The organism is Klebsiella sp. C283 (assembly GCF_048822555.1).
Classification (GTDB): Bacteria; Pseudomonadota; Gammaproteobacteria; order Enterobacterales; family Enterobacteriaceae; genus Klebsiella; species Klebsiella quasipneumoniae.
Genome location: NZ_JBMEZS010000007.1, coordinates 89,014 through 114,760, shown reverse-complemented (window position 1 = coordinate 114,760; position 25,747 = coordinate 89,014). Strand labels below are relative to the sequence as shown.

Annotated in this window: 24 protein-coding genes; 5 read left to right on the top strand and 19 right to left on the bottom strand. The window is 58.9% G+C overall.

Annotation, left to right across the window (positions count from 1 at the left end; translation table 11 throughout):
• Positions 1–38 precede the first annotated feature (38 nt).
• From creC to creA, 3 genes are read right to left on the bottom strand one after another with little or no spacing between them, the layout of a single operon-like run.
• Entirely contained in the window at positions 39–1,463 is a 1,425-nt protein-coding gene (gene creC / locus ACOI7Z_RS15100) for a two-component system sensor histidine kinase CreC (RefSeq protein ID WP_087848856.1), read from the bottom strand.
• Positions 1,463–2,152 (bottom strand): two-component system response regulator CreB, encoded by a 690-nt coding sequence (gene creB, locus ACOI7Z_RS15095; protein ID WP_023291904.1) that lies wholly within the window; start codon positions 2,150–2,152, stop codon positions 1,463–1,465. The genes creC and creB overlap by 1 nt, the downstream gene beginning before the upstream one ends.
• A 12-nt stretch (positions 2,153–2,164) precedes the next feature.
• Positions 2,165–2,638 (bottom strand): protein CreA, encoded by a 474-nt coding sequence (gene creA / locus ACOI7Z_RS15090; RefSeq protein ID WP_009309170.1) that lies wholly within the window; start codon positions 2,636–2,638, stop codon positions 2,165–2,167.
• Positions 2,639–2,847: 209 nt separating this feature from the next.
• Here creA and robA point away from each other — a divergent pair, with 209 nt between their 5' ends.
• Complete coding sequence (gene robA, locus ACOI7Z_RS15085) at positions 2,848–3,717, top strand: MDR efflux pump AcrAB transcriptional activator RobA (RefSeq protein WP_004204217.1); 870 nt, start codon at positions 2,848–2,850, stop codon at positions 3,715–3,717.
• Here the strand turns inward: robA and gpmB are convergent.
• Positions 3,714–4,361 (bottom strand): 2,3-diphosphoglycerate-dependent phosphoglycerate mutase GpmB, encoded by a 648-nt coding sequence (gene gpmB, locus ACOI7Z_RS15080; RefSeq protein WP_004204216.1) that lies wholly within the window; start codon positions 4,359–4,361, stop codon positions 3,714–3,716. The two genes, robA and gpmB, sit on opposite strands and share 4 nt — an antisense overlap.
• A 113-nt stretch (positions 4,362–4,474) precedes the next feature.
• Between gpmB and yjjX the strand changes: the two genes are divergently transcribed.
• Complete coding sequence (gene yjjX, locus ACOI7Z_RS15075; RefSeq protein WP_032452387.1) at positions 4,475–4,990, top strand: inosine/xanthosine triphosphatase; 516 nt, start codon at positions 4,475–4,477, stop codon at positions 4,988–4,990.
• Here yjjX and trpR read toward each other — a convergent pair.
• Together trpR and sltY are read right to left on the bottom strand one after the other, a co-directional pair.
• Positions 4,977–5,306: a trp operon repressor gene (gene trpR, locus ACOI7Z_RS15070; RefSeq protein ID WP_065883303.1), complete on the bottom strand. Its 330-nt coding sequence runs from the start codon at positions 5,304–5,306 to the stop codon at positions 4,977–4,979. The genes yjjX and trpR overlap by 14 nt on opposite strands.
• Positions 5,307–5,394: 88 nt before the next feature.
• Entirely contained in the window at positions 5,395–7,332 is a 1,938-nt protein-coding gene (gene sltY / locus ACOI7Z_RS15065) for a murein transglycosylase (RefSeq protein WP_087848874.1), read from the bottom strand.
• A gap of 228 nt (positions 7,333–7,560) precedes the next feature.
• On the opposite strand from sltY, the gene ettA reads away from it, so the two are divergent.
• Complete coding sequence (ettA, locus tag ACOI7Z_RS15060; RefSeq protein ID WP_023291900.1) at positions 7,561–9,228, top strand: energy-dependent translational throttle protein EttA; 1,668 nt, start codon at positions 7,561–7,563, stop codon at positions 9,226–9,228.
• A 93-nt stretch (positions 9,229–9,321) separates the two neighbouring features.
• Here ettA and nadR read toward each other — a convergent pair whose 3' ends face one another.
• Genes nadR through serB form a run of 3 tightly spaced genes read right to left on the bottom strand, consistent with a single transcriptional unit; the run spans position 9,322 to position 12,939 of the window.
• Entirely contained in the window at positions 9,322–10,554 is a 1,233-nt protein-coding gene (nadR, locus tag ACOI7Z_RS15055) for a multifunctional transcriptional regulator/nicotinamide-nucleotide adenylyltransferase/ribosylnicotinamide kinase NadR (protein ID WP_004886547.1), read from the bottom strand.
• 21 nt (positions 10,555–10,575) lie between these two features.
• Positions 10,576–11,958, bottom strand: coding sequence for a DNA repair protein RadA (gene radA / locus ACOI7Z_RS15050; RefSeq protein WP_023291899.1), 1,383 nt, complete (start codon positions 11,956–11,958; stop codon positions 10,576–10,578).
• 9 nt (positions 11,959–11,967) lie between these two features.
• The gene (gene serB, locus ACOI7Z_RS15045; protein WP_023291898.1) at positions 11,968–12,939 is read right to left on the bottom strand and encodes a phosphoserine phosphatase; all 972 of its coding nucleotides are present in this window, start codon (positions 12,937–12,939) and stop codon (positions 11,968–11,970) included.
• A 104-nt stretch (positions 12,940–13,043) separates the two neighbouring features.
• Between serB and ACOI7Z_RS15040 the strand changes: the two genes are divergently transcribed.
• Positions 13,044–13,691, top strand: coding sequence for a YtjB family periplasmic protein (locus ACOI7Z_RS15040; RefSeq protein WP_087848855.1), 648 nt, complete (start codon positions 13,044–13,046; stop codon positions 13,689–13,691).
• Complete coding sequence (gene lplA / locus ACOI7Z_RS15035) at positions 13,691–14,707, top strand: lipoate--protein ligase LplA (RefSeq protein WP_087848854.1); 1,017 nt, start codon at positions 13,691–13,693, stop codon at positions 14,705–14,707. Before ACOI7Z_RS15040 ends, lplA begins: the two co-directional genes overlap by 1 nt.
• 85 nt (positions 14,708–14,792) lie before the next feature.
• Here the strand turns inward: lplA and deoD are convergent, their stop codons facing one another.
• The 10 genes from deoD to prfC all read right to left on the bottom strand — a co-directional run bounded on the left by deoD (position 14,793) and on the right by prfC (position 25,661).
• Positions 14,793–15,512 carry a purine-nucleoside phosphorylase gene (gene deoD, locus ACOI7Z_RS15030; protein WP_002887789.1) on the bottom strand — a complete coding sequence of 240 codons (720 nt, stop codon included), beginning with the start codon at positions 15,510–15,512 and terminating at the stop codon, positions 14,793–14,795.
• Positions 15,513–15,612: 100 nt separating this feature from the next.
• The gene (deoB, locus tag ACOI7Z_RS15025) at positions 15,613–16,836 is read right to left on the bottom strand and encodes a phosphopentomutase (protein ID WP_023291895.1); all 1,224 of its coding nucleotides are present in this window, start codon (positions 16,834–16,836) and stop codon (positions 15,613–15,615) included.
• A 52-nt stretch (positions 16,837–16,888) separates the two neighbouring features.
• Entirely contained in the window at positions 16,889–18,211 is a 1,323-nt protein-coding gene (deoA, locus tag ACOI7Z_RS15020) for a thymidine phosphorylase (RefSeq protein ID WP_032429093.1), read from the bottom strand.
• 109 nt (positions 18,212–18,320) lie between these two features.
• On the bottom strand, positions 18,321–19,100 hold the full coding sequence (deoC, locus tag ACOI7Z_RS15015) for a deoxyribose-phosphate aldolase (RefSeq protein ID WP_032452384.1): 780 nt from the start codon (positions 19,098–19,100) through the stop codon (positions 18,321–18,323).
• A 415-nt stretch (positions 19,101–19,515) separates the two neighbouring features.
• On the bottom strand, positions 19,516–20,793 hold the full coding sequence (locus ACOI7Z_RS15010; RefSeq protein ID WP_023291892.1) for a NupC/NupG family nucleoside CNT transporter: 1,278 nt from the start codon (positions 20,791–20,793) through the stop codon (positions 19,516–19,518).
• A 129-nt stretch (positions 20,794–20,922) separates the two neighbouring features.
• Entirely contained in the window at positions 20,923–21,717 is a 795-nt protein-coding gene (locus ACOI7Z_RS15005) for a metal-dependent hydrolase (RefSeq protein WP_032452382.1), read from the bottom strand.
• A complete protein-coding gene (locus ACOI7Z_RS15000) occupies positions 21,714–22,787 on the bottom strand; it encodes a patatin-like phospholipase family protein (protein WP_023291890.1) in 1,074 nt (357 codons plus the stop codon). Before ACOI7Z_RS15000 ends, ACOI7Z_RS15005 begins: the two co-directional genes overlap by 4 nt.
• 153 nt (positions 22,788–22,940) lie before the next feature.
• Positions 22,941–23,102 carry a DUF1328 domain-containing protein gene (locus ACOI7Z_RS14995; protein WP_002887716.1) on the bottom strand — a complete coding sequence of 54 codons (162 nt, stop codon included), beginning with the start codon at positions 23,100–23,102 and terminating at the stop codon, positions 22,941–22,943.
• Between the two features lie 129 nt (positions 23,103–23,231).
• On the bottom strand, positions 23,232–23,852 hold the full coding sequence (gene osmY / locus ACOI7Z_RS14990; RefSeq protein WP_017901234.1) for a molecular chaperone OsmY: 621 nt from the start codon (positions 23,850–23,852) through the stop codon (positions 23,232–23,234).
• Positions 23,853–24,071: 219 nt separating this feature from the next.
• Complete coding sequence (gene prfC, locus ACOI7Z_RS14985) at positions 24,072–25,661, bottom strand: peptide chain release factor 3 (protein ID WP_002887711.1); 1,590 nt, start codon at positions 25,659–25,661, stop codon at positions 24,072–24,074.
• Between the last annotated feature and the right edge of the window lie 86 nt (positions 25,662–25,747).

The window sequence follows — 25,747 nt, the reverse complement described above, 5'->3', positions numbered from 1 at the left end:
GCCTCACAATAGGGCGGTTGTGTGGGGGGAATTTGAAGCTATGTGAAGGGACGGTGAAGTCTCAGCGTGGCGACCACGCCGCCTTCGGGCCGATTGTGTAGACGGATATCGCCGTGATGCAGGCGCGCGACTTCACGAACGAAGGCCAGCCCAAGGCCGCTGCTCTTGTGGCCGTCTTCACGCGGCAGCGAGTAGAACCGCTCAAAGATCCGCGTCAGGGCATACTCCGGAATACCGCATCCGTTATCCGTTACGCTCAGTCGCACCTCTGCATTTCGTTTCTCTACTGCCAGGGCGATCTCGCCCCCCTGGGGGGTAAAATCAATCGCGTTGTCGAGCAGATTGCCCAGCGCCTGGGACAGCAGTTCGCCATCGCCATTGACCAGCATCCCACTCTCCTGCCAGCGCAGGGTGATGGCTTTCGCCGCCAGGGCGATGTCGCGCTCTTCCGCCAGGCGTTGGTATAGCGCATCTATCGACACCGGCTGCGGCTTTATCTCCAGCCGGTTTTCCAGTCGCGCCTGCTGGAGCAACCGCTCCACCAACAGCTGCATGCGAGTATTTTGCGCGAGGATATTCTCAGTAAACCGCGCCGCCACCGCAGGCGGCGGCTCTTCGCGCAGGATCTCCGCCGCACCGCGGATGGCCGCCAGCGGACTTTTCAGCTCGTGAGTCAGGTCATAGACATAGTTTTCGATGGCGTTTTTGCCTTCGAGCTTCACCCGCATGCTCTCCAGCGCCTGGGCCAGCTTACGCAGTTCGCTGCTGCCGACCTCCGGCAGCGGCAGCGGGCGTTCAGCGGTCACCGAGTCCGCATAGCGCACCAGCTTGCCGATAGAGAAATTGATCCACCAGACGACGCCGCAGCCAATCAACAGGGCAATACCCAGCAGGGCGCCGCCGGCCCAGAGGATCCGCCGCTCGCTGCGCTGAATGACCGGCGTCATCGCCAGGTTGGGTTTACCGACGCTCAGCACGCCGATAATCCGCCCCTTATCCATCACCGGCGCGGCGATATACATCACCGAGCTGGCTTCATCATGCGGATCGCTGCGCGTACTGCGCGCGCCGTACTGGCCGCGCAGGGTGAGCCAGACGTCGTTCCAGCGTGAATAGTCCTGCCCTGTCGCCTCTCCGCTCGAGTCAAACACCACCTTGCCCCGGGCATCGGTCAGATAGACGCGGTACTCATTCCGCACCTTTTTAATTCCGCCAATATTGGCGTTGAGCCGCTGCTGGTTGAGCTGGTGAAAGGCCTGCGCCAGCCTGCCCTGCTGCGGGTTTGCCGCCAGCAGGTCCTCACGCGCCAGCGCCGCCAGCAGGGTGGCGGTATCGTTGAGGGTCCCCTCCGTGGCCCGGCGCACGCCCGGCTTGACTTCCTGGACAAAGATCGACAGTACAAACCACGCGGCGATCGCGACGATAAGAAAATAGCCCAGCAGCAGGCGCATGCCGATGCGCATCAGCCGCGCCCCAGGCTGTAGCCCATCCCGCGATGGGTATTGATTGGCGCCACCTCAGGATTAACGACCCGCAGTTTAGCGCGCAGGGTTTTGATGTGGGTGTCGACGGTGCGGTCGAGGCTTTCCCAGGCATCGCTCCACACCAGCTCCATCAGCTGCTGGCGGGAGAAGACGCGACCGGGCGCGTGAAGCAGCGTTTTCAACAGCAGAAATTCATAGCGCGTCAGGTTCAGCGGCTGGCCGAACCAGCTTATCGACGCCGCCTGCTCGTCAAGCACAAACTCGCCGACGCGAACTACCGACGAAGGCGCGGCGAATTTTTGCAGCCGCCGCAGCACGCTGCGCACCCGCGCGCAGACTTCGCGCGGCGAAAACGGCTTGGCGATGTAATCGTCAGCGCCGATTTCCAGCCCCAGCAGCTTATCGACCTCGTCGCTCCGCGCCGTCAGAAACAGCACCGGCAGCGCCGGAAAGCGCGTCAGCAGGCGCCGACAGAGCTCGAAGCCGCTGATATCCGGCAAGCCGACGTCGAGGATGGCCACATCGGGCGCCTGATGCGCCGCCGCCTCCAGCGCGGGCAACCCGCGGTCAAAGACGGTGACCTGGAAGCCCTCCTGCTGGAGCATATAAACCAGGGTATCGGCGATACTCTGTTCATCCTCAACTAACCAAATCCGTGGCTGCTGCATGCGCGCTCCCGTTTATTTATTCCAGGGCATAATCGGCACGGCGCTGATGGCGTTCTTCGGCGAACCATCAACCACTTTATCCGAATAGGTCAGGTAGACCAGCGCATTGCGTTTCGCATCATAGAAGCGAACGACCTGTAGCTTTTTAAACACCAGCGAGGTGCGCTTCTGGAACACCACGTCGCCCTGGCTTTTGCCATTTTTGATTTTGTCCGTCAGCTCAATCGGCCCGACCTGCTGGCAGGAGATGGCCGCGTCAGAGGTATCTTCCGCCAGCCCCAGCCCGCCTTTGATCCCGCCGGTCTTCGCCCGGCTGATATAGCAGGTCACGTTCTGCACATCCGGATCGTCAAAGGCTTCGACGACAATTTTGTGATCCGGCCCTAACCATTTGAAGACCGTATCCACGGAACCAATCTGCTCCGCCTGAGCGACCTGGCAGCCGGCCAGCAGCAGCAGGCCCATCGCAAACTTCTTGTATTTCATATTGTTACCATTCTTAAAAAATATAGCTGAGTGATTATCACGCACTTTGCGGAAAAGGTTTATAGATCACAGCTTTACAAAATTCTCGTTCAGATCCACGGACCTACCGCATTTAAAAGCAAAAAAAACACTGAATGCTAAAACATCAAAAAATGCTATTATCCGCTACTTTAATATCAGGCACCTGTGTTTAAGGATGGGGACATTTTATGGATCAAGCAGGGATTATTCGCGATCTCCTTAGCTGGCTGGAAGGTCACCTGGATCAGCCGCTTTCTCTGGACAATGTGGCGGCGAAGGCGGGTTATTCCAAGTGGCATTTGCAGCGAATGTTTAAGGATGTCACCGGCCATGCCATCGGTGCCTATATTCGCGCGCGCCGGTTGTCGAAATCAGCTGTCGCATTACGCCTTACCGCCCGTCCAATCCTTGATATTGCGCTGCAGTACCGTTTCGACTCCCAGCAGACCTTCACCCGGGCGTTTAAGAAGCAGTTCTCGCTGACGCCGGCGCTCTACCGCCGCTCGCCGGACTGGAGCTCGTTCGGTATGCGTCCGCCGCTGCGTCTTGGCGAGTTTACCCTGCCGAAACATGAATTTGTCGCCCTGCCCACGACTCAACTGCTGGGAGTAACCCAGAGCTATACCTGTAAGCTGGAGGAAATCTCCGACTTCCGCAACCAGATGCGGGTCCAGTTCTGGCGCGATTTCCTCGGCAACTCGCCGTCGATCCCCCCGGTGCTCTATGGGCTGCATGAACCGCGTCCGAGCCTGGAGAAAGACGATGAACAGGAAGTGTTCTATACCACCGCGCTGACGCCGGAGATGGCTAACGGCCACCTGCAGAACGCCCATCCGGTGACGCTGGAGGGCGGCGAGTATGTCATGTTTACGTATGAAGGGCTGGGTACCGGCCTGCAGGAATTCATCCTGACGGTCTACGGCACCTGCATGCCGATGCTGAACCTGACGCGTCGCAAGGGGCTGGATATTGAACGCTTCTATCCTGAAGATGAAAGCCGGGATCAGGCCACGCCGATTCAGTTGCGCTGCGAATATCTGATCCCGATCCGCCGTTAACGCTGCAGCTCGTCCATCGCGGGGGCGTCAAGATGCGAGACGTCGCCCGCCGTTTCCACCACCCAGCCGGAAGCCAGCCACGGGCTCTGCTGATAATCGACGCGCGAGATAGAGCAGTTGCGCAGGCGCAGACGACGCTCTGCGTACGCCGGCAGCCCTAAAATCGTGCTCACCAGGCAGCCCAGCGCGATACCATGACTCACCAGCAGTGGTCGACTACCGGCCGGTAATTCCAGACAGGCTGCCAGCGCCGCATGCATGCGTTCGCTAAGCTCCTGCATCGATTCGCCCTGAGGAATACGACCATCCGGCGTGCCGTTGACCAGCTGGCGGCGCCAGCCCTCTTCTTCTTCGCTGAGCGAGTCGATATGGCGCTTCTCCAGCACCCCCATATCCAGCTCGCGCAGGCGCGCATCGGCGATCACGCTGCAGCCGCAGGCTTCGGCGATAATCTCTGCTGTGCGGCGGGTTCGTCCCAGATCGCTGGTAATGATATGGGTGATCCCCAGCGTTCTGGCGCGCTCGCCAACCTGCCAGGCCTGGCGCTCACCGTGTGCGGTCAGCGGGCTGTCGGACTGACCCTGAATACGTCGCTCGGCGTTCCACTGCGTTTCACCGTGGCGAACAAGGTATACCTGTAACATGCTTTTTTTCCGTTCTGAACTCGTTATCGACCGCTTTCGGGCATTACCGCCTGCCCTGGGGGTGATTTAGAGTATACTGCGATGACGTTAGTTTATTCTGAGTTGTTTTGATTATGCACCATGTTGTCTCAGCGACCACTAATCCCGCCAAAATTCAGGCAATTCTGCAGGCTTTTGACGAGATTTTCGGCGAAGGATCCTGCCACATTGAGTCCGTATCCGTCGAGAGCGGCGTGCCGGAACAGCCCTTCGGCAGCGAGGAAACGCGCGCTGGCGCACGAAATCGCGTCGCTAATGCGCGCCTCGCCCAGCCCCATGCCGATTTCTGGGTCGCCATCGAAGCCGGAATTGACGATGGCAGTACCTTTAGCTGGGTGGTCATCGAAAGCGCCAGCCAGCGCGGAGAAGCGCGCTCAGCCACGCTGCCGTTGCCTGACGTTATTCTTGAGCAGGTTCGCGCTGGCGAAGCCCTCGGGCCGGTCATGTCGCAGTATACCGGCATCGATCAGATCGGTCGTAAAGAGGGGGCGATTGGGGTTTTCACCGGCGGCAAATTAACCCGCAGCAGCGTTTACCATCAGGCGGTCGTGCTGGCGTTAAGCCCGTTCCACAACGCTATTTATCGCTAGCCAGCAGCGTCTGCTCCAGCCACTGACGCAGCTCAACCGGCGCCGACTTCAGGCTGTTCGACCCGCGGGTAATGGTCGCAATGCCGGCGCCGAGCTCATTTTTCAGCTCGCGCTGGCTCATCTCGCCGCGCAGCAGCTCTTCGATAATGCGCACCCGGGTTCCCAGCGCTTCGCGCTCATCAGGGGTTAGCATTAGCTGCAGCAGCGGCAGATGCAGATCCTGCGCATAGGCCTGCTGTAGCAGCGTCACAAAGCGCAGCCACTCCTGATGACGTTGTTCGGCAACGGCCGCGGAATAGGGAGATTGTTGGGTCATATCGCGCCACCATATTGAGACGGGCAGCTTACGCTGCCCGTCGAATGTACTCTTCAACGAGTACAAAGCATAACATACTTCCCGGCGATCAGTAACGCTGCCGCCACTCCGCATCGCTGAAGAGCTTATCCTGCTGTCCCATAAAGTAGCGGTAGTAGGCGTCATAGGAGAGGACATTCTTCACGTAGCCGCGGGTTTCCGAGAACGGAATACTCTCGACAAACGCCACGGCATCGATCCGTCCGGCGCTGTTCCCCTGCCAGGTGCGTACCCGACCCGGCCCGGCGTTATAGGCCGCCGAGGCGTAGATGCGGTTATTGCCGAACTGCTGGTAAACGTACTGCAGATAGCTGGTGCCGATGTTGATGTTGGTTTCCGGATCCAATAGCTGCGACGGGCCGCTGTAGCCGGGAATGCGGAACATGCTGACGGTATGCGTCGCGGTGCCCGGCATAATCTGCATCAGCCCGCTGGCGCCGACCGGCGAACGCACTTTCGGGTTCCAGGCGCTCTCCTGGCGGGCAATGGCCATCGCGTAGCTCTGCGGAATATCTTTACCGCTGATATAGCGGGCAAACAGATCGTTATAGGCCAGCGGGAAGCGCTCCTCCAGCTGATCCCACAGCTTGCCGGCGATCGTCGCCTGCACGCTCAGATCCCACCAGTGTTGATCGAAGGCATAGCGCGCCAGCTGTGCCTGCTGAGATTTCGTGCGGCTGGTGACCAGATTCGCCCATTCGGTGCGCGCGGTGTTATCCATATTCCAGTACATCAGCTCGCGTACCCGGGCCATCTCCGGACCGGAGGCCAGCGCCGGATCGAGCGTGCCAGTCGCTTTATCGATGCGGAAGGTATACTCCTCGCCGAGACGCTGCGCGGCGACCATCGGGTAGAAACCGCGCTGCCGCATCAACGACCGGAGGATCGCCTGCGCCTCCTCGTCCCTGCCGCGCTCCAGCAACAGATCCGCCTGCCAGTAGCGCCATTCGTCTTTCTCTTTCGCCTCCATCGGCAGGCGCGCCAGCCAGGTATTCAGGCCATGGCGATCGCCCGTCCCCAGCGCCATCCGCACCCGCCGCTCCACCAGCGGCGTGGACTGCGATCGCATAATCGCATCGTCGCGCCAGATGGCCTGCTCTTCGGTCACATCGTTCCCCATCAGGCGCCAGGCGACAATATCGCGTAGCTCCTGGGTCTGATCCTCATTGAGCTGCTGGGCCTGCACCAGCGAAGGGATCATCAAACGGGCATTTTCCACATCCTGACGGGCGACGCTGGCGAAGGCGACGGCGGCCATCTGGCGGGTAAAGTCCGTCGCCCCGGTGGTGCGGGCAAAGGTCAGGACGCTGTTAGGATCGTTAGCCAGAGCGACCACGGCGCTGGCGATGCTCTGGTAGTTGGCGGGCATCTGCTGGGCCAGCGATTTCACCAGCCCGATATTGCCGGCCTTCATCGCCAGGCGGATCCGTTCAAGATAAGCCAGCGGATCCTGCTGGCCGGAGTCGCGCCAGGCGCTGAACAGCGGTTCACAGGCGCCGGGCTGGTTCTTGCCCGTCAGCCAGAGGTCTTTCGCTCCGCTCCAGGCCTCCTGCGACTGCCCCACGCTCAGTTTGGCGTAGTAGTAGTTGCACTGCGCCTCGGTGCTGGTCGGCTTATCGGGACTAAACGCCAGCAAGCCGCGCCAATCGCTGCGCCGGGCCAGTTCATTCACGAAGCGCGAACGTAATGAACGCGCGGGGGGCAGCGTCGGGTTGGCGTCAATAAAGTTTTTCACCACCAGCGCCGGCTGGTTCATCAGATCGTCGGTAATCTGCCGGTACTGCAAATAGGGATACAGGGGATAGGTGCTTAACGTGGGCATCAGCTGGTCAACCACATCCATCTGCCGGTTATCCCACGCCTGCTTAATTTGTGCGTAGCGGCTGCGCTGTTCATCCAGTGAATCCGCATGCGCCAGCTGACTCAACGCCAACAGACCAACGCTGGCAGCCAAAAGATGCCACGCCATTTTTTTGGCTTTTTCCACAAGCTCTTCCTCTTTCAGGTGCATTTTCGCAGCATCGTGCCGCTTAAAAGCCACTGCCGGTTCGGCAGGCGGCTTTACTTATGCTAATCAGACAACGCTAAACGCGCCATGTCCTGAACATTTTTTTACGCTTCTGTGAATCCTGTCGCCTCGCTGGGATTAGCGCGCGAAAAAGGCTACACTTCGGCTTTGAACTATCTATCAAAATAGAAAGAGGCGAAGTCCAACGTGGCTCAATTCGTTTATACCATGCATCGTGTCGGCAAAGTGGTTCCGCCGAAACGTCATATTTTGAAAAATATCTCCCTCAGCTTTTTCCCTGGCGCAAAAATCGGTGTGCTCGGTCTGAACGGCGCCGGTAAATCTACCCTGCTGCGCATCATGGCCGGTATCGACACCGAGATCGAAGGTGAAGCGCGTCCGCAGCCTGGCATTAAAATCGGCTACCTGCCGCAGGAGCCGCAGCTCAACCCGGAGCACACCGTGCGCGAGTCCGTTGAAGAAGCGGTCGCCGAAGTGGTTAACGCGCTGAAGGGTCTGGACGAAGTCTATGCCAAGTACGCCGAGCCGGATGCAGACTTCGATAAGCTTGCCGCACAGCAAGGCAAGTTCGAAGAAATTATCCAGGCGCACGACGGCCACAATCTGAACGTGCAGCTGGAGCGCGCGGCCGACGCCCTGCGCCTGCCGGACTGGGATGCGAAAATCGCCAATCTTTCCGGTGGTGAACGCCGCCGCGTCGCGCTGTGCCGCCTGCTGCTGGAAAAACCAGACATGCTGCTGCTCGACGAACCGACCAACCACCTGGACGCCGAGTCCGTCGCCTGGCTGGAACGCTTCCTGCACGACTTCGAAGGCACCGTGGTGGCAATTACCCACGACCGTTACTTCCTCGATAACGTCGCCGGTTGGATCCTCGAACTTGACCGCGGCGAAGGTATTCCGTGGGAAGGCAACTACTCCTCCTGGCTGGAGCAGAAAGATCAGCGTCTGGCGCAGGAAGCCTCTCAGGAAGCCGCGCGTCGCAAATCCATCGAGAAAGAGCTCGAGTGGGTTCGCCAGGGCGCGAAAGGCCGTCAGTCCAAGGGCAAAGCCCGTCTGGCGCGCTTTGAAGAGCTCAACAACGTTGAATACCAGAAACGTAACGAGACCAACGAACTGTTCATTCCGCCAGGCGCGCGTCTGGGCGATAAAGTTCTGGAAGTCAGCAACTTGCGTAAATCCTACGGCGACCGCGTGCTGATCGACGATCTGAGCTTCTCGGTACCGAAGGGCGCTATCGTCGGCATCATCGGCCCGAACGGCGCGGGTAAATCAACGCTGTTCCGCATGATGTCCGGCCAGGAACAGCCAGATTCCGGCACCATCACCCTGGGCGAAACCGTTAAGCTGGCCTCCGTCGATCAGTTCCGCGACGCGATGGACAACAGCAAGACCGTGTGGGAAGAGGTCTCCGGCGGCCTGGATATCATGAAGATCGGCAACACCGAGATGCCGAGCCGCGCCTACGTGGGCCGCTTTAACTTCAAAGGCGTAGACCAGGGCAAACGCGTTGGCGAGTTGTCCGGCGGTGAACGCGGTCGTCTGCACCTGGCGAAGCTGCTGCAGGTTGGCGGTAACGTACTGCTGCTCGATGAACCGACCAACGACCTGGATATCGAAACCCTGCGCGCGCTGGAAAACGCCCTGCTGGAGTTCCCGGGCTGCGCGATGGTTATCTCGCACGACCGTTGGTTCCTTGACCGTATCGCCACCCACATTCTGGATTACCAGGATGAAGGTAAGGTGGAGTTCTTTGAAGGTAACTTTACCGAGTACGAAGAGTACAAGAAACGCACCCTCGGCGCCGACGCGCTGGAGCCGAAGCGAATCAAGTACAAACGTATCTCAAAATAAAATGCAAAAAGGCAACGCAAGTTGCCTTTTTTAATGTTTGCTCCCTCTCCCACCGGGAGAGGGCCGGGGTGAGGGCATCAGCCCGCAGAGGATCTAGCCCTGCTCCCCCATCAGCTGCTTCACCAGCTCGACGCAGCGCAGGAAGCGCGTATCGTAGTCCGACTCCTTAACATGGACGAACTCGATCTCATTCTCTTTCAGCAGCGACACCAGCAGCGACTGAAACTCTTTACGATCCACCGAACTCCCAAGGCTGCGTAACCCATCGGCCACCCACGGGGTATTGTTCTCCAGCAGGATCACCAGATCGAAGCGGTATTCATCAATCAGCGCCTGCACGAACGGGTGCTCTCGCCCCTCGTACTTCAGGCAGAACGCCTGAGTGCTGACGAAGTCGGTATCGATAAACGCCACCTTGTTGGCATATTTCACTGCGAAATCAATATACTGGGCGTGCCCGAGGGCTATTTTATCGTAATCCGAATACTGGAGCGCCATCTCATCGCCGCCGAGATGCGAAAAGACATAATCCCGGCCATATTCCCAGGCGCTGGTGGTATTGAAGATATTGGCGAGCTTATTGACCAGCGTTGATTTCCCGCTCGACTCGCCGCCGAGGATCGCCACCGTCCGCACAAAGAACGGTTTCACTTCCGTCGGAATATATTCCCAGTAACGGAACGGGTTCTCGCGGATCTGGCCGCCGCTAATATTCATAAAGGTCCGCTTAGGATCGATAAGCACCGTCTCGATCCCCAGATGCTCAAGGTACTGCGGCGCATCGGCCTCTTCCGAGGTATAGATCCGGTTCGGTTCGATCCCTTTTTCGCTCATAAAAGCGCGGATCCCATGACTCCACACATCCCAGCCGTGCGGATAGGGTTCCATCCCCTCTTCATTGAAGGCGTGGATGCGAATATTCTTCTGATATTTAAAGGTTTGTAGCAGCCAGCGCAGGCGGTCAGGCACCGTCGGCTGCTGCGACATGGCGCTCTCTTCAAACAGCTCGCGGTCGCGAGTGTCGTCATAGCCCATGATGATATGCAGCTCATCGACCTGGCTACAGGCGCGTTGAATCAAATAGATGTGCCCGGTATGCAGCGGGTAAAATTTACCAAACACCACGCCGACGCTTTTCTGTCGGCGGGGAAACTCCAGCCCGAGGAAACGATGCAGCGCTTCTAGCTTCTGCGCGCTCGGGCTTTTGATTTTGGCATTCAACAGTTGGCTGAGATACCCTTTGGTCATCCCGCTGGCTTCCGCCACCTGCTGCAGGGTACAGCCTTTCTGCTTTATGGCGCTTTTTAAATAGTCAAATGACGACATCGCTAATCTCCTTTTAACTTATTATAAGTCGTCAAAAACGCTTAGCGCGTCTGAAAGCTTTTTCACACCAAAGATTTGCATGCCTTCCGGCACTTTTTTCGGCACATTGGCCGCCGGGACGATGGCGCGGCGGAAGCCATGCTTCGCCGCTTCGGAGATACGCTCCTGTCCGCTCGGCACCGGGCGAATTTCGCCAGCCAACCCCACTTCGCCAAAGACCACCAGGTCCTGCGGCAGCGGGCGATCGCGCAAGCTGGAGACCATCGCCAGCAGCAGCGCCAGATCGGCGCTGGTTTCCGTGACCTTCACCCCACCGACCACGTTGACGAAAACGTCCTGATCGGCCATCTGCAGGCCGCCGTGGCGATGCAGCACCGCCAGCAGGATCGCCAGACGGTTCTGTTCCAGCCCCACCGCCACGCGGCGCGGGTTGGACATCATCGAGTGATCCACCAGCGCCTGGATCTCCACCAGCAGCGGGCGGGTCCCTTCCCAGACCACCATCACCGAGCTGCCGGAGGTGATTTCATCTCCCCGGCTGAGGAAGATAGCGGATGGGTTGCTCACTTCGCGCAGCCCCTGCTCGGTCATGGCGAAGACGCCCAGCTCGTTCACCGCGCCAAAGCGGTTTTTGTGGCTGCGCAGAGTGCGGAAGCGGGAGTCGGCATCGCCGTCCAGCAGCACCGAGCAGTCAATACAGTGCTCCAGCACCTTCGGGCCGGCCAGCGAACCGTCTTTGGTGACGTGGCCGACCATGACGATCGCCACGCCGCGTGTTTTGGCAAAGCGCGTCAGGTAGGCCGCCGTTTCACGTACCTGGGCGACGCTGCCCGGCGACGACTGAACGTCGGCCATATGCATCACCTGGATAGAGTCGATCACCATCAGCTGCGGTTTTTCTTCCTCGGCAATCTGACAGATCTGCTCAATGCTGGTTTCCGACAGCATGTTCAGGTTCGCCGTCGGCAGCCCAAGGCGATGGGCGCGCATCGCCACCTGCTGAAGGGACTCCTCCCCGGTGACGTACAGGGTTTTCATCCCTTCCGCCAGCTTGCACAACGTCTGCAGCAGCAGCGTCGATTTCCCCGCGCCGGGGTTACCGCCAATCAGGATCGCGCTGCCCGGCACCACGCCGCCGCCGAGTACGCGGTCAAACTCTTTAAAACCGGTGGAAAAACGCGGCAGCGCCTCAAGGCTGATGTCTGACAGCTTCTGCACCTTCGAGACGCCGGCGTGACCGGCGTAGCCTGACAAACGCTCGTTTCTCGCCACCTGCGGCGACGCGGCGATGCGCATCTCGGTGATGGTATTCCAGGCATGGCAGGCGCTGCACTGCCCCTGCCAGCGCGGGTAATCCGCACCACATTCATTACAGACAAATGCGCGTTTTGGAGCTTTCGCCACGTTTACCTCTTACTTTTGGTTCATGCTGCCCGAGAGAATACAGAATACCCCCATCAGGTCAGCGTGGCGGATAGTCACTTCCGCCTGTTCATTCACTTTAGGCTTCGCATGATACGCGATGCCAAGCCCGGCAGCCTTAATCATCGGCAGGTCGTTGGCGCCATCGCCGATGGCCACGGTCTGCGCCGTTGGGATCGCATACTTTTCCGCCAGCTTGCGCAGCGTATTGGCTTTGTATTTGGCATCGACGATATCGCCGAGCACGTTGCCGGTGAGCTTGCCGTCGCGGATCTCCAGTTCGTTGGCGAACACCGCGTCGAGATGCAGCTTATCGCGCAGATACTCGGCGAAGAAGGTGAAGCCGCCGGAGGCGATCGCCACCTTCCAGCCCAGCGTTTCCAGCTTGAGCACCAGCTGCGCCAGGCCCGGCATCAGCGGCAGCGCGTCGCGAACCTGCAGCAGAATGCTGGCATCAGCGTCTTTCAGCGTCGCCACGCGCTGGCGCAGGCTGGCGGTGAAGTCCAGCTCCCCGCGCATCGCCCGCTCGGTCACTTCCGATACCAGCTCGCCGGTGCCGGCCAGTTTCGCGATCTCATCGATGCATTCGATCTGGATCGCCGTGGAGTCCATATCCATCACCAGCAGTCCCGGGGTGCGCAGATGAGGGATTTTACCCAAAGGCGCGACGTCCAGCCCCGCCTCATGCGCCAGCCGCGTCGCACGGGGGGTCAGCGAACCGGCCAGGCGGATCACCTGGTAATCTTCGACCACCCAGGAGGCGACGATCACTAACGCGGCGCCCAGCTCACGCTGCCAGTCCGTCAGACGGCGTTTATCCAGCCCACGCCCGTACAGCAGCCAGCCGCTGCGCCCGGCGTGATAATCCAGCGGCATGACCTCGTCACCGCTCAGGGAAAGCGGCAACCCAGGCCACAGGGAAACGTCTTCAGGCAGGTCGCACCAGGTCAAACTGTTAGGCATTACGGCTCCACATCTCTTCATTCAGGCGAGGAAAATAACGCATGAGGCTACCTTGTAACCAGCGCTTCTGGCAACATTAAGCTGCAAATTTTCAAAGGTGGAATATGGTTCGCGCAAAACTGAAATTCCGGCTGCATCGTGCGGTCATTGTCCTTATCTGTCTCGCCCTGCTCGTCGCGCTGATGCAGGGCGCCTCGTGGTTCAGTCAGAACAGTCAGAAACAACGCAATCCGCAGCTGGAAGAGCTGGCCCGCACGCTGGCGCAGCAGGTGGTGCTGAATCTCACGCCGCTGATGCGCAGCGAAACGCCGGACGAAAAGCGCATCAATCAGCTGTTGACGCAGCTCACCCACAACAGCCGCGTACTGGACGCCGGGGTATATGACGACCAGGGCGACCTGGTGGCGCGCTCTGGCGAAAGCGTCGAGGTTCGCGACCGGCTGGCGCTGGATGGTAAGAAAGCCGGTGGCTACTTCAACCAGCAGATTGTCGAGCCGGTGCCGGGAAAAAACGGCCCGCTGGGCTACCTGCGTCTGACCCTCGATACCCATACGCTGGCGACCGAGGCGAAGCAGGTGGATAATACCACCAATATTTTACGCCTGATGCTGTTGCTGTCCCTGGCCATCGGCGTGGTACTGACCCGCACGCTGCTGCAGGGCAAACGCACCCGCTGGCAGCAATCGCCCTTCCTGCTCACCGCCAACAAGCCGGTTGAGGATGAAGACGATGAAAAGAAAGGAAATCTATAATGTCCACACTGCGCCTCCTGCTTTCTGACTCTTACGACCCGTGGTTCAACCTGGCGGTCGAGGAGTGCATTTTCCGCCAGATGCCCGCCACCCAGCGGGTGCTGTTCCTGTGGCGCAATGCCGATACCGTGGTCATCGGCCGCGCGCAGAACCCGTGGAAGGAGTGTAATACCCGCCGCATGGAGGAAGATCATGTGCGGCTGGCCCGTCGCAGCAGCGGCGGCGGCGCGGTGTTCCACGACCTCGGCAATACCTGCTTTACCTTTATGGCAGGCAAACCGGAGTACGACAAAACCGTCTCCACCGCTATTGTGCTGGCGGCGCTCAATTCACTTGGCGTAACCGCCGACGCCTCCGGGCGCAACGATCTGGTGGTCAAAACCGACAGCGGCGACCGCAAAGTCTCCGGCTCAGCCTATCGTGAAACCATGGACCGCGGTTTTCACCACGGCACCCTGCTGCTCAACGCCGATTTAAGCCGTCTCGCCAACTACCTCAACCCGGACCAGAAAAAGCTGCAGGCTAAAGGCATTACCTCGGTGCGCGGGCGGGTGGCGAACCTGGTTGAGCTGCTGCCGGGCATTACCCATCAGCAAGTTTGCGAGGCGATCCAGGAGGCGTTCTTCAGCCATTACGCCGAACGGGTAGACGCCGAGGTGATCTCCCCGGACAACACGCCGGACCTGCCGAACTTTGCCGACACTTTCGCTCGCCAGAGCAGCTGGGAGTGGAACTTCGGCCAGGCGCCCGCCTTTTCCCACCTGCTGGACGAGCGCTTCCCCTGGGGCGGCGTCGAGCTGCATTTTGACGTTGAGAAGGGCCATATCACCCGCGCGCAGGCCTTTACCGATAGCCTGAATCCGGCGCCGCTGGAGGCGCTGGCGGAACGCTTAATCGGCTGTCAGTATCGGGCTGAGGTTTTGCAACAGCAGTGTGAGGCGCTGATGGAGGACTTCCCGGAGCAGGAAGCGGAACTCAAAGCGCTGTCGGTGTGGATTGCCGGCGCGGTACGCTAAAAAAAAAGCCCGCTGGCGTAGCGCTTAGCGGGCCTGGAAAACCGCAGGCCGGGTCAGGCGAAGCCGCCGCCCGGCACAACAGCTTTTACTCTTTATCGCCCAGCAGCACGGATTCCAGCGCGATTTTAATCATGTCGTTGAACGTGGTCTGACGCTCCGCGGCAGTGGTCTGCTCGTGGGTACGAATATGGTCAGACACGGTGCAGATGGTCAGCGCTTTCGCCCCGAATTCCGCCGCCACGCCGTAGATACCCGCCGCTTCCATTTCCACGCCCAGGATGCCGTATTTTTCCATCACGTCGAACATGGACGGGTCCGGGGTATAGAACAGGTCTGCAGAGAAGATGTTGCCGACGCGCGCGTCAACGCCCAGCGCTTTCGCCGCGTCTACCGCGTTACGCACCATGCCGAAATCGGCAATCGCCGCGAAGTCGTGGTCTTTAAAACGCAGACGGTTCACTTTGGAGTCGGTGCAGGCGCCCATACCGATCACCACGTCGCGCAGTTTGACGTCTTCGCGCACCGCGCCGCAGGAGCCGACGCGGATGATTTTCTTGACGCCGAAATCGGTGATCAGCTCTTTGGTGTAGATAGAGCAGGACGGAATACCCATCCCGTGGCCCATGACGGAGATTTTGCGGCCTTTATAGGTGCCGGTGAAGCCCAGCATGCCGCGCACGTTGTTCACTTCACGCACGTCTTCGAGAAAGGTTTCTGCAATGTGCTTGGCGCGCAGCGGGTCGCCCGGCATCAAGACTACGTCAGCGAAATCGCCCATTTCTGCGTTAATGTGAGGAGTTGCCATCTTCAGTTCCTTTTACATTGTTGTTTTTGCCGGGCGGCTACGCCTGACCCGGCCGACAAAACCGTAGGCCCGGATCGCTGAGCGCCACCGGGCAATTGCATCACAGCATGTTTTTACCGTAGGCCATTGGCGAGGTACCAAAGTATGTCGCCAGCGTCTGGCCGATGTCCGCGAAAGTTTCGCGGTGGCCTAACGATCCTGGTTTCACTTTCGGGCCGTACACCAGCACCGGAATATGCTCGCGGGTGTGGTCGGTACCGGTCCAGGTCGGGTCGCAGCCGTGGTCGGCGGTGAGGATCAGGATGTCGTCTTCCCCTACCAGCTCCATCAGCTCCGGCAGACGGCGGTCAAACAGTTCCAGACCCGCCGCGTAGCCGGCGACATCGCGACGGTGGCCCCAGGAGGAGTCAAAGTCGACGAAGTTGGTGAAGACGATAGTCTCGTCGCCGGCTTCCTTCATCTCTTTGATGGTCGCGTCGAACAGCGCGTCCAGCCCGGTGGCTTTCACTTTTTTGGTGATGCCGCAGTTTGCGTAGATGTCCGCTATCTTACCGACAGACACCACGTGGCCGTTCTTCTCGTCAACCAGCTTCTGCAGCACGGTCGGCGCCGGCGGTTCGACCGCCAGATCGTGACGGTTGCCGGTACGCTGGAAGTTACCGGCTTTATCGCCGATAAACGGACGAGCGATGACGCGGCCAATGTTGTAGCCGCCTTCGGTCAGCTCTTCACGGGCGATTTCGCACAGCTCATACAGCTTGTCGAGGCCAAAGGTCTCTTCGTGACAGGCGATCTGGAACACGGAGTCAGCGGAGGTATAGAAAATCGGTTTCCCGGTTTTCATATGCTCTTCGCCGAGCTGATCGAGGATCACCGTCCCGGAAGAGTGGCAGTTGCCGAGGTAGCCCGGCAGGTTGGCGCGTTTCACCAGCTTATCCAGCAGCTCCTGCGGGAAGCTGTTTTCATGATCGCTGAAGTAGCCCCAGTCAAACAGCACCGGCACGCCGGCGATTTCCCAGTGGCCGGACGGCGTATCTTTACCAGAAGAGAGTTCATGCGCCCAGGCCCAGGCGCCAATCACTTCGGCATTGCCATCCATTCCGGCGGCAATTTTACCGGTAGAGCCTTCATGCGCTTTCACCAGCCCCAGACGGGTCAGGTTCGGTAAATTCAGCGGGCCTTTGCGGCCGTGGTCAGCCTCGCCTTTGGCGCAGGCTTCCGCAATGTGTCCCAGGGTATCGGCGCCGACGTCGCCAAAGCGGTCTGCGTCTTCCGTTGCGCCAATCCCAAAGGAGTCCAGCACCATGATAAATGCACGTTTCATCTTGTTCTCCATACATCTTGCGCTGCAAAAAAGCGATCAGATCAGTATATCGCTATTCGGTGATACGGCGATAGACTGTCGGTGTAATTTCCGGAGCTTTATCGTCCAGTTTAATGGCCGCTTTGACCGCTTTCGCGGCCTCCTGCCAGCTGTTCTCGTCTTTGGCATGGATCACCGCCAGCGGACGCTGTCCGTCCACGCGGTCACCCAGACGCGCCATCTCGGTAAAGCCAACGCTATAGTCAATGGTGTCTGATGCCTGACGGCGGCCGCCGCCCATAGAAACCACTGCCATACCCAGCGCGCGAGTATCCATCGCGCTGACAAAACCTTCGGTATCAGCATAGACTGCTTTGCTCAGCATCGCCGTCGGCAGATAATGATCATAATTCTCGACAAAGTCGCTCGGTCCTTTCTGCGCCGCGACCATACGGCCAAAGACTTCCGCCGCTTTACCATTATCCAGTACCGCCTGCAGCTTCGCGCGCGCGTCGGCATCGTCCGCCGCCAGCTTGCCGGAAATCAGCATCTCCACACACAGCGCCATCGTCACGTCGAACAGACGCGGATTGCGGTATTCGCCGGTCAGGAACTGGACCGCTTCGCGAACTTCAACGGCGTTCCCGGCGCTGGAAGCCAGCACCTGGTTCATATCGGTCAGCAGCGCGGTGGTGCGCACGCCGGCGCCGTTGGCGACCCCGACGATCGCTTCCGCCAGCGCGGCGGAAAGTTCATAAGTCGGCATAAACGCGCCGCTGCCGACTTTGACGTCCATCACCAGCGCATCCAGCCCTTCCGCCAGCTTCTTGGCAAGGATCGAGGCGGTGATCAGCGGGATGGAGTCCACCGTCGCGGTAATATCGCGGGTGGCATAGAAACGTTTGTCCGCCGGAGCGAGGGAGCTGGTCTGCCCGATAATCGCCACGCCGACATCTTTAATAATCTCGCGGAATCGGTTGTCGTCCGGGAAGATATCGAAGCCCGGGATCGCTTCCAGTTTATCCAGGGTACCGCCGGTATGGCCGAGTCCGCGGCCGGAAATCATCGGCACATAACCGCCGCAGGCGGCCACCATCGGCCCCAGCATCAGCGAAGTGACATCCCCGACGCCGCCGGTGGAGTGTTTATCGACGATTGGGCCGTTAAGGTTGAGGCTTTTCCAGTCCAGAACGGTACCGGAATCCCGCATCGCCATGGTCAGCGAAACGCGCTCCGGCATAGACATATCGTGGAAGAAGATGGTCATCGCCAGCGCGGCGATCTGCCCTTCTGAGATAGTATTGTCGCGGATGCCGTTGATGAAAAAGCGGATCTCTTCATCGCTTAATGCCTGACCATCACGTTTTTTACGAATAATTTCTTGTGCGAGAAACACGGTAACCCCCATGAGGAATCGGGTGAATGGTGGCGGGTGGCGCTACGCTTACCCGCCCTACGATCCTGTAGGCCGGATAAGCGAAGCGTCATCCGGCAATGTCTGACAATCAGTAGCTGCTGGCGCTCTTGCCGTCGCCGTGACCCAGGGCTTTCAACAGGCTGGCCAGCAGGCTGGAGGCACCAAAGCGGTAGTGACGGGCATCGGCCCAGTCGGCGCCAAACAGCTCATCGGCGATCGCCAGGAACTGCTGCGCATCTTCCGCGCTGCGCACGCCGCCCGCCGGTTTGAAGCCAACGGTTTTCTCAACGCCCATATCGCGGATGACTTCCATCATGATGCGCGCGCTTTCCGGCGTAGCATTCACCGGCACTTTACCGGTCGAGGTTTTGATGAAATCGGCCCCGGCTTTGATAGAGATTTCAGACGCTTTACGGATCAGCGCTTCTTCTTTCAGCTCACCGGTTTCGATGATCACTTTCAGCAGCACGTTGGCCGCCGCGCAGGCCTCTTTACAGGCTTTCACCAGCTCGAAGCCGACCTGCTCGTTACCGGCAATCAGCGCGCGGTACGGGAACACCACGTCCACTTCATCGGCGCCGTAAGCGATCGCCGCGCGGGTTTCCGCCAGCGCAATGTCGATATCGTCATTACCGTGCGGGAAGTTGGTGACCGTAGCGATGCGGATCTCCGGCGTTCCCTGCTCGTTCAGCGTTTTACGGGCAATCGGGATGAAGCGCGGATAGATGCAGACCGCCGCGGTGTTACCCACCGGGGTTTTCGCCTGATGACACAGGGCAATCACCTTCTCATTGGTGTCGTCGTCGTTCAGGGTGGTCAGGTCCATCAGTTTTAACGCGCGCAGGCTGCTTGCTTTTAAATCAGTCATTTCATACTCCGCCGGCGCAGTGCCGGTTCAATAGTTTGTTCACCTTGCGAGTCTGTTACTATTGTAACATTCACTCGCCGCTACACTTCGACATTCATCACAGTTAATGAAAACTACTTACTAATTTGCATTACTGTAATGTGACTTTAATCACAAAATATCAGCGCATACCGCGGCAATTATCCTCACGCCCCTCTTAAGCATAATCGAAACTCCGCACCCAATGAGTATGTGATAATTCTAACACACAATGACAGAGACTCTCGACACCGTGGCGCACATTTTGCCCACCCAGCCGGTGATGAAATTATTATGTTTTGAAATATAAGCTATTTTTCCAAAAGCCAGAAATGATGGGATTTTAACAAATTCAATAAAACCAGCGACGCGGCGGCCGCTGGTTGAGGGAACTGGCTTAGAGGGCGAGGAAAACCCCGGCGATGGTGGCGCTCATCAGGTTAGATAGCGTCCCCGCCGCCACCGCACGCAGCCCAAGCTGGGCGATATCCTGACGCCGGTTGGGCGCCATCCCCCCGAGGCCGCCAATCAGGATGGCGATCGATGACAGGTTAGCGAATCCGCACAGCGCGAAAGAGATAATGGCTTTAGTGTGATCTGAAATAACCTGCAGCCCGGCCGCCGCCACCTCGGCATCCGCCTTCAGATACTCGCCAAAGTTCATATAGGCCACGAACTCGTTAATGATCAGCTTCTGGCCGATAAACGACCCCGCGACCGTCGCTTCGTGCCACGGCACGCCGATCACCCACGCCAGCGGTGAGAAGACCCAGCCGAGGATCATCTGCAGCGACAGCTCCGGATGGTTAAACCAGCCGCCGACGCCGGACAGAATGCCGTTCAGCAGGGCGATCAGCGCAATAAACGCCAGCAGCATCGCGCCGACGTTGAGCGCCAGCTGCATACCAGACGCGGCACCGGAGGCGGCGGCGTCCAGCACGTTGGCCGGTTTATCCGCGTCTGCGCTCTGGCGGTCATGAGCCGGGTTATCGTCCGGCGTTTCCGTTTCCGGTACGATAATTTTGGCAAACAGCAATCCACCCGGCGCCGCCATAAACGACGCGGCAATCAGGTACTCCAGCGGAACGCCCATCTGCGCATAGCCCGCCAGCACGGAACCTGCCACCGAGGCCAGGCCGCCGCACATGACCGCAAACAGCTCCGAGCGGGTCATAGTGGCGATATAAGGACGCACCACCAGCGGCGCTTCGGTCTGACCAACGAAGATGTTCGCCGTGGCCGACAGCGATTCGGTACGCGAGGTCTTCAGTACCGCCCGCAGCGCGCCGCCGAGAATGCGAATGACCAGCTGCATAATGCCCAGGTAATAAAGCACGGCAATCAGCGACGAGAAGAAGACGATCACCGGCAGCACGCGCAGGGCAAAGACAAAGCCGCCGCCGCCAAACACCTCGAACATTTTATCGGAGACCAGCCCGCCGAAGATGAAACCGATCCCTTCATTGCCATAGGCAATTACGCGGGCGACGCCGTTCGACATCGCTAACAGCGCCGAGCGCCCGGCCGGTACATACAATATCAACGCGCCGATACCCACCTGGATTATCCAGGCGCCGAGCACAGTACGCAGGTTAATGGCTTTTCGATTATTGGAGAGCAGCACAGCAATGGCCAACAGCGCCACCATGCCGATAAGTCCCATGAGGATTTGCATACAGATTCCCTGTGTTTTGATAGTCCAGCACTAACGGCGTGATTATATCGGCATGAAACTATCCTGCCTGCCAGGCTTCACACATTTTACGCAAATCAATGATATGGATGAACAATTATGAGAATTCGATCACCATACAGTGGCGGAGGGCAGGGAAAACAAGGCGAGCGTGTTGCGCATTATCCCTTCGGCTATGGCTGCCGGCGGCTCCGACCGCAGTTCGCACAGGGCGTCAAATACCCGCGCAGCTTGCTCCGGGCGATTGGGCTGTCCCTGGAAGCCATTGAGCGGCATATCCGGGGCATCGGTCTCCAGCAGCAGGGCTGAAAGCGGCAGACGCGCCATCACCTCGCGGGTTTTGCTGGCGCGGGGATAGGTAATGGTGCCGCCAACGCCGATCTTATAGCCAAGCTGCACGAAACGCTCGGCCTGCTGCAGGCTGCCGGCGAAGCCATGTACCACCCCGGTACGCGGTAGGGCATGTTTTTTCAGCAGCATCGCCAGCTTATCGTGGGTGCGTCGGGAGTGGAGGATCACCGGCAGATCGTAACGCTTCGCCAGACGCAGCTGCGCTTCCAGCAGCGCCTGCTGACGATCGAACTGCGGCTCGTCGCGATAGAGATCGAGACCAATCTCCCCCACCGCCACCAGTTTTGGCGGGCGCTGCGCCAGCGACGCCTCCAGTTGCGCCAGCCCCTCATCGGTGTGCTGCTCGATGACAATCGGATGCAGGCCCAGCGCGGCATACAGCGCCTCGTGCTGCGCCGCCAGCGCCAGCACGCGGCTAAAACGCTCAGCGGAGATGGCCGGAACGATAATTCGCCCGACGCCGGCCTGCGCCGCACGCGCCAGGCTGGCGACCTCATCTTCCGCGAAGGGAGGAAAATCGAAGTGGCAGTGGGTATCGATAAAACGGTGCGTCACGCCAGATCCTCATGATTAAAGCTTGCGTCATTGGCCTGCGGCGCAGCGATGATGGTCGCCTGCGGCGCTTCATTGGCCACCGGCACCGGCGGCACCACCACCGGCGCAGGCCGGGCGATACGCGGCGCGTGGCGCAACAGCGGCGGTCGGTCGGCCAGCAGTTTACCCACGGTGGCCAGGAAATAACGGCCGCACTGGCGTCCGGTTTTGTAGTCCTCCAGCAGCGCCGGCAGTCGGCTGCCAAGCGCCATGCTGCGCAGCGGCCGCTGGGGATAGATTTCGAAGATCCGCAGTTTGCCGGGCGGTTTTTCGATGAACTGCTGGATGGCGCGATAGGTGGTTTCGTGATGATGCACCAGATTGACCAGCGGCTGCAGGCTGCTCTCCCCCAGCCAGCGCTCCATCCGCTTAAACCACTCCGGGGTGTAAAACATCTGCGAAGGGACAGTGCGGATCACCACGATGGTCTGAGCGCCGCGGCGGGCCGCCTCCTGTACCGGGATCGCATCGCTGACGCCGCCGTCAAGGTAGCTAACGCCGTCAAGTAACACGCCGCTGCGGTAAAACCCGGGGATGGCGCTGGAGGCGCGGATCAGATCCAGCCAGGTTTGCGGCGTCGGTGAAAAATAGCTGGCGGAGTAATCGTCGCCGCGACAGGCGCACATCCACAGCTCTTTGCCCAGCGCGAACTGCGTTTCGGCATAGTTCATGGCCAGCGGCATCTGCTGCGAGGTGGCCTCCACCAGCCAGTCGAGATCGATAAGGTTGCCGCCGCGCACAAAGCGCATCGGATCGAAAAACTGGCGTGAGGTGGTGTAGCGTGTGATGACTTTGCGGGCATAGCCTTGCTGATTACACATGTAAGCGGAGAGATTTTGCGCCCCCGCGGAGGTCCCCAGCATCAGGTCAAAGGGGTTAAATCCGGCGCGCATGAATTCGTCCAGAACCCCGGCGGTGAAAATCCCTCGCTGTCCCCCGCCTTCACACACCAGCGCCAGCTTGCCTGGTCGGAAGGGTTTAACCGCCAGCGGGGCGATATTGCCCAGCGTAACGGGAATGCGTTGCCCCACCCTGCTTTCCTGTTCGATTAGTCTTCTCCTGACAAGGTAACGCAATTTGCCCATCGCTTAAACCGCGAAAGCCAGTCCGCAGGACTGGCTTTGTGTAAGACGACGTGTCAGTAAAAACGCTCAGGCTTCAGCATCGCCCGGATTGTTGTCCCTCTACGGACGTCTGCGTCCTGTAAACAGGCTCACCAGGAACAGGATAATCCCGACGACAAAGACGATTTTCGCGGCGCCAGCGGCAGTACCCGCCAGACCACCAAAGCCCAGGGCCGCAGCAATTAATGCAATGACCAGAAAAATAATTCCCCATCGAAACATACTTTTCTCCTTACCATAATGGACGGTGAACAGCGGTTTGCGCACCCTTTCTGGAAAGCTCATCGCTCAGTGGGTGCTGCTATTCGTTCGGCAACCTTGGCCAGACAACACTTTTGTTAATAACTCGATTTACTTCACGCTAAGATCGTTGCGGACGCTTTTCACACCGGAAACCGCTTTCGCAATCTCTGCGGCGCGCTCAGCCTGCGCCGCGGAAGCCACCGTACCGGTCAGATGCACTGCGCCGGCGTTAGTTTCGACTTTCACATTGCGCGAAGGGACAATGTCATCCGCCAGCAGCTTAGCCTTCACTTCGCTGGTAATAGCGGTGTCCCCGGCATAGCCTTTCAGCGTCGCCGTCTCACTCGACGATTTGTGCTGCACCGTCAGCTTGTCGTTGACCTGAGAGACGCCTTCGACCGCTTTTGCCACGCTCAGCGCCTGACTTTTCTGTTCAGCACTGGTGACGTCGCCGCTGAGGGTGACCACTTTGTTTTCCGTTTTCACCGAAATATCGCCGGAGTTAATATCTTTATGGTCGATCAGCGCCGCCTTTACCCGTGCGGTAATAGTGCTGTCGTCCATAAAATCGCCGACTTTATTAATCGAATTGTCTACCGCCTCTCCCGCATTGCTGGCAGCTGACTTCGCACTGTCTACCGTTGTTTTTTCCGTCTCTGCCGAGGCGTTCAACGCGGCTAAGCCTAAGAAGAGCGCCAGCAACATATTGGCATTCTTTAGTCTGGTCATCGTGATGTCCTCGTTTTTTCACCAGCGCTGGCGTCTTATCGCAGTGAATTACGCCAGCATTTTTAAAAACACGAATTAAATATAGTAGACAGGCGAAGGGGTTGCGGAGGATATGGATAAAAAACAGACGAATTAGCGGCGTTTTAAGAACTTTCCAGAAGGAGGGAAGCGCGGGCGGAAGAAGAAAAAAGCGCGGCCTGCGCCGCGCTTCGTCAGGGATTAGTGCTCGCGCGTTTTGCGGAACACCACGTCAGGATAACGCTCCTGCGTCAGGTTCAGGTTGACCATCGTCGGGGCGATGTAGGTCAGGTTATCGCCGCCATCCAGCGCCAGCTGAACTTCGTTTTTACGTTTGAACTCTTCGAATTTCTTCACGTCAGTGGATTCAACCCAGCGTGCGGTGGCCACGTTGACCGATTCGTAAATCGCTTCCACGTTGTATTCGCTTTTCAGGCGCGCCACGACGACGTCAAACTGCAGCACACCCACGGCGCCGACGATCAGATCGTTATTGGCGATCGGACGGAAGACCTGCACCGCGCCCTCTTCAGAAAGCTGAACCAGCCCTTTCAGCAGCTGTTTCTGCTTCAGCGGATCCTTCAGGCGAATACGACGGAACAGTTCCGGTGCGAAGTTCGGAATACCGGTGAACTTCATCATCTCGCCCTGGGTGAAGGTATCGCCAATCTGAATGGTGCCGTGGTTATGCAGGCCGATGATATCCCCAGGATAGGCTTCTTCAACGTGCGAACGGTCGCCGGCCATAAAGGTCAGCGCGTCGGAGATCACCACGTCTTTACCGATGCGCACCTGACGCAGCTTCATGCCTTTCTCATATTTACCTGACACCACGCGCATGAAAGCCACGCGGTCGCGGTGTTTCGGGTCCATATTGGCCTGAATTTTAAACACGAAGCCGGTGAACTTCTCTTCCGTCGCGGTGACTTCACGGGTGTCGGTGTTACGCGGCATCGGCGCCGGCGCCCACTCCACCAGGCCATCCAGCATATGGTCAACGCCGAAGTTACCTAACGCGGTCCCGAAGAACACCGGGGTGATTTCCCCGGCCAGGAACAGATCTTTATCGAACTCGTTCGACGCGCCCTGCACCAGCTCCAGCTCATCGCGCAGCTGCTGCGCCAGATCTTCCCCCACCGCCGCGTCGAGATCCGGGTTGTTGAGCCCCTTCACGATGCGCACTTCCTGGATGGTATGGCCTTTACCGGTCTGATACAGGTAGGTTTCATCTTTGTAGAGATGATAGACGCCCTTGAACAGCTTACCGCAGCCGATAGGCCAGGTAATCGGCGCGCAGCCGATTTTCAGCTCGTTCTCCACTTCATCCAGCAGCTCCATCGGATCGCGGATATCACGGTCGAGTTTGTTCATAAAGGTGAGGATCGGCGTATCGCGCAGACGGGTGACTTCCATCAGCTTACGGGTCCGATCTTCGACGCCTTTTGCCGCGTCAATCACCATCAGGCAGCAGTCCACCGCCGTCAGGGTACGGTAGGTATCTTCCGAGAAGTCTTCGTGCCCCGGGGTATCCAGCAGGTTCACCAGACAGTCATGATAGGGGAACTGCATCACCGAGGTGGTGATCGAGATACCACGCTGCTTTTCCATTTCCATCCAGTCGGATTTCGCGTGCTGGCTGGAGCCACGACCTTTTACGGTACCGGCGGTCTGAATCGCCTGTCCGAACAGCAGCACCTTTTCGGTGATGGTGGTCTTACCGGCATCCGGGTGAGAAATAATGGCAAAAGTGCGGCGTTTGGCCACCTCTTGCAGATAAGGAGACAACGTCATAATTAATCTTCTAAGTAAACGCGGCCATGAGCCACGCATGTGGAATACGAAAAATTGCGGCTATTTTACCCATCAACGGGGGGGAG

Excerpts from the sequence above, each read along its gene's own strand:
- nadR (WP_004886547.1), bottom strand. The coding sequence starts at position 10,554 with ATGTCGTCATTTGACTATTTAAAAAGCGCCATAAAGCAGAAAGGCTGT.
- serB (WP_023291898.1), bottom strand. The coding sequence starts at position 12,939 with ATGCCTAACAGTTTGACCTGGTGCGACCTGCCTGAAGACGTTTCCCTG.
- robA (WP_004204217.1), top strand. The coding sequence starts at position 2,848 with ATGGATCAAGCAGGGATTATTCGCGATCTCCTTAGCTGGCTGGAAGGT.
- lplA (WP_087848854.1), top strand. The coding sequence starts at position 13,691 with ATGTCCACACTGCGCCTCCTGCTTTCTGACTCTTACGACCCGTGGTTC.
- gpmB (WP_004204216.1), bottom strand. The coding sequence starts at position 4,361 with ATGTTACAGGTATACCTTGTTCGCCACGGTGAAACGCAGTGGAACGCC.
- deoB (WP_023291895.1), bottom strand. The coding sequence starts at position 16,836 with ATGAAACGTGCATTTATCATGGTGCTGGACTCCTTTGGGATTGGCGCA.
- creC (WP_087848856.1), bottom strand. The coding sequence starts at position 1,463 with ATGCGCATCGGCATGCGCCTGCTGCTGGGCTATTTTCTTATCGTCGCG.
- ACOI7Z_RS15040 (WP_087848855.1), top strand. The coding sequence starts at position 13,044 with ATGGTTCGCGCAAAACTGAAATTCCGGCTGCATCGTGCGGTCATTGTC.
- osmY (WP_017901234.1), bottom strand. The coding sequence starts at position 23,852 with ATGACCAGACTAAAGAATGCCAATATGTTGCTGGCGCTCTTCTTAGGC.
- trpR (WP_065883303.1), bottom strand. The coding sequence starts at position 5,306 with ATGACCCAACAATCTCCCTATTCCGCGGCCGTTGCCGAACAACGTCAT.
- deoC (WP_032452384.1), bottom strand. The coding sequence starts at position 19,100 with ATGACTGATTTAAAAGCAAGCAGCCTGCGCGCGTTAAAACTGATGGAC.
- yjjX (WP_032452387.1), top strand. The coding sequence starts at position 4,475 with ATGCACCATGTTGTCTCAGCGACCACTAATCCCGCCAAAATTCAGGCA.
- creA (WP_009309170.1), bottom strand. The coding sequence starts at position 2,638 with ATGAAATACAAGAAGTTTGCGATGGGCCTGCTGCTGCTGGCCGGCTGC.
- prfC (WP_002887711.1), bottom strand. The coding sequence starts at position 25,661 with ATGACGTTGTCTCCTTATCTGCAAGAGGTGGCCAAACGCCGCACTTTT.
- deoD (WP_002887789.1), bottom strand. The coding sequence starts at position 15,512 with ATGGCAACTCCTCACATTAACGCAGAAATGGGCGATTTCGCTGACGTA.
- ACOI7Z_RS14995 (WP_002887716.1), bottom strand. The coding sequence starts at position 23,102 with ATGTTTCGATGGGGAATTATTTTTCTGGTCATTGCATTAATTGCTGCG.
- ACOI7Z_RS15010 (WP_023291892.1), bottom strand. The coding sequence starts at position 20,793 with ATGCAAATCCTCATGGGACTTATCGGCATGGTGGCGCTGTTGGCCATT.
- creB (WP_023291904.1), bottom strand. The coding sequence starts at position 2,152 with ATGCAGCAGCCACGGATTTGGTTAGTTGAGGATGAACAGAGTATCGCC.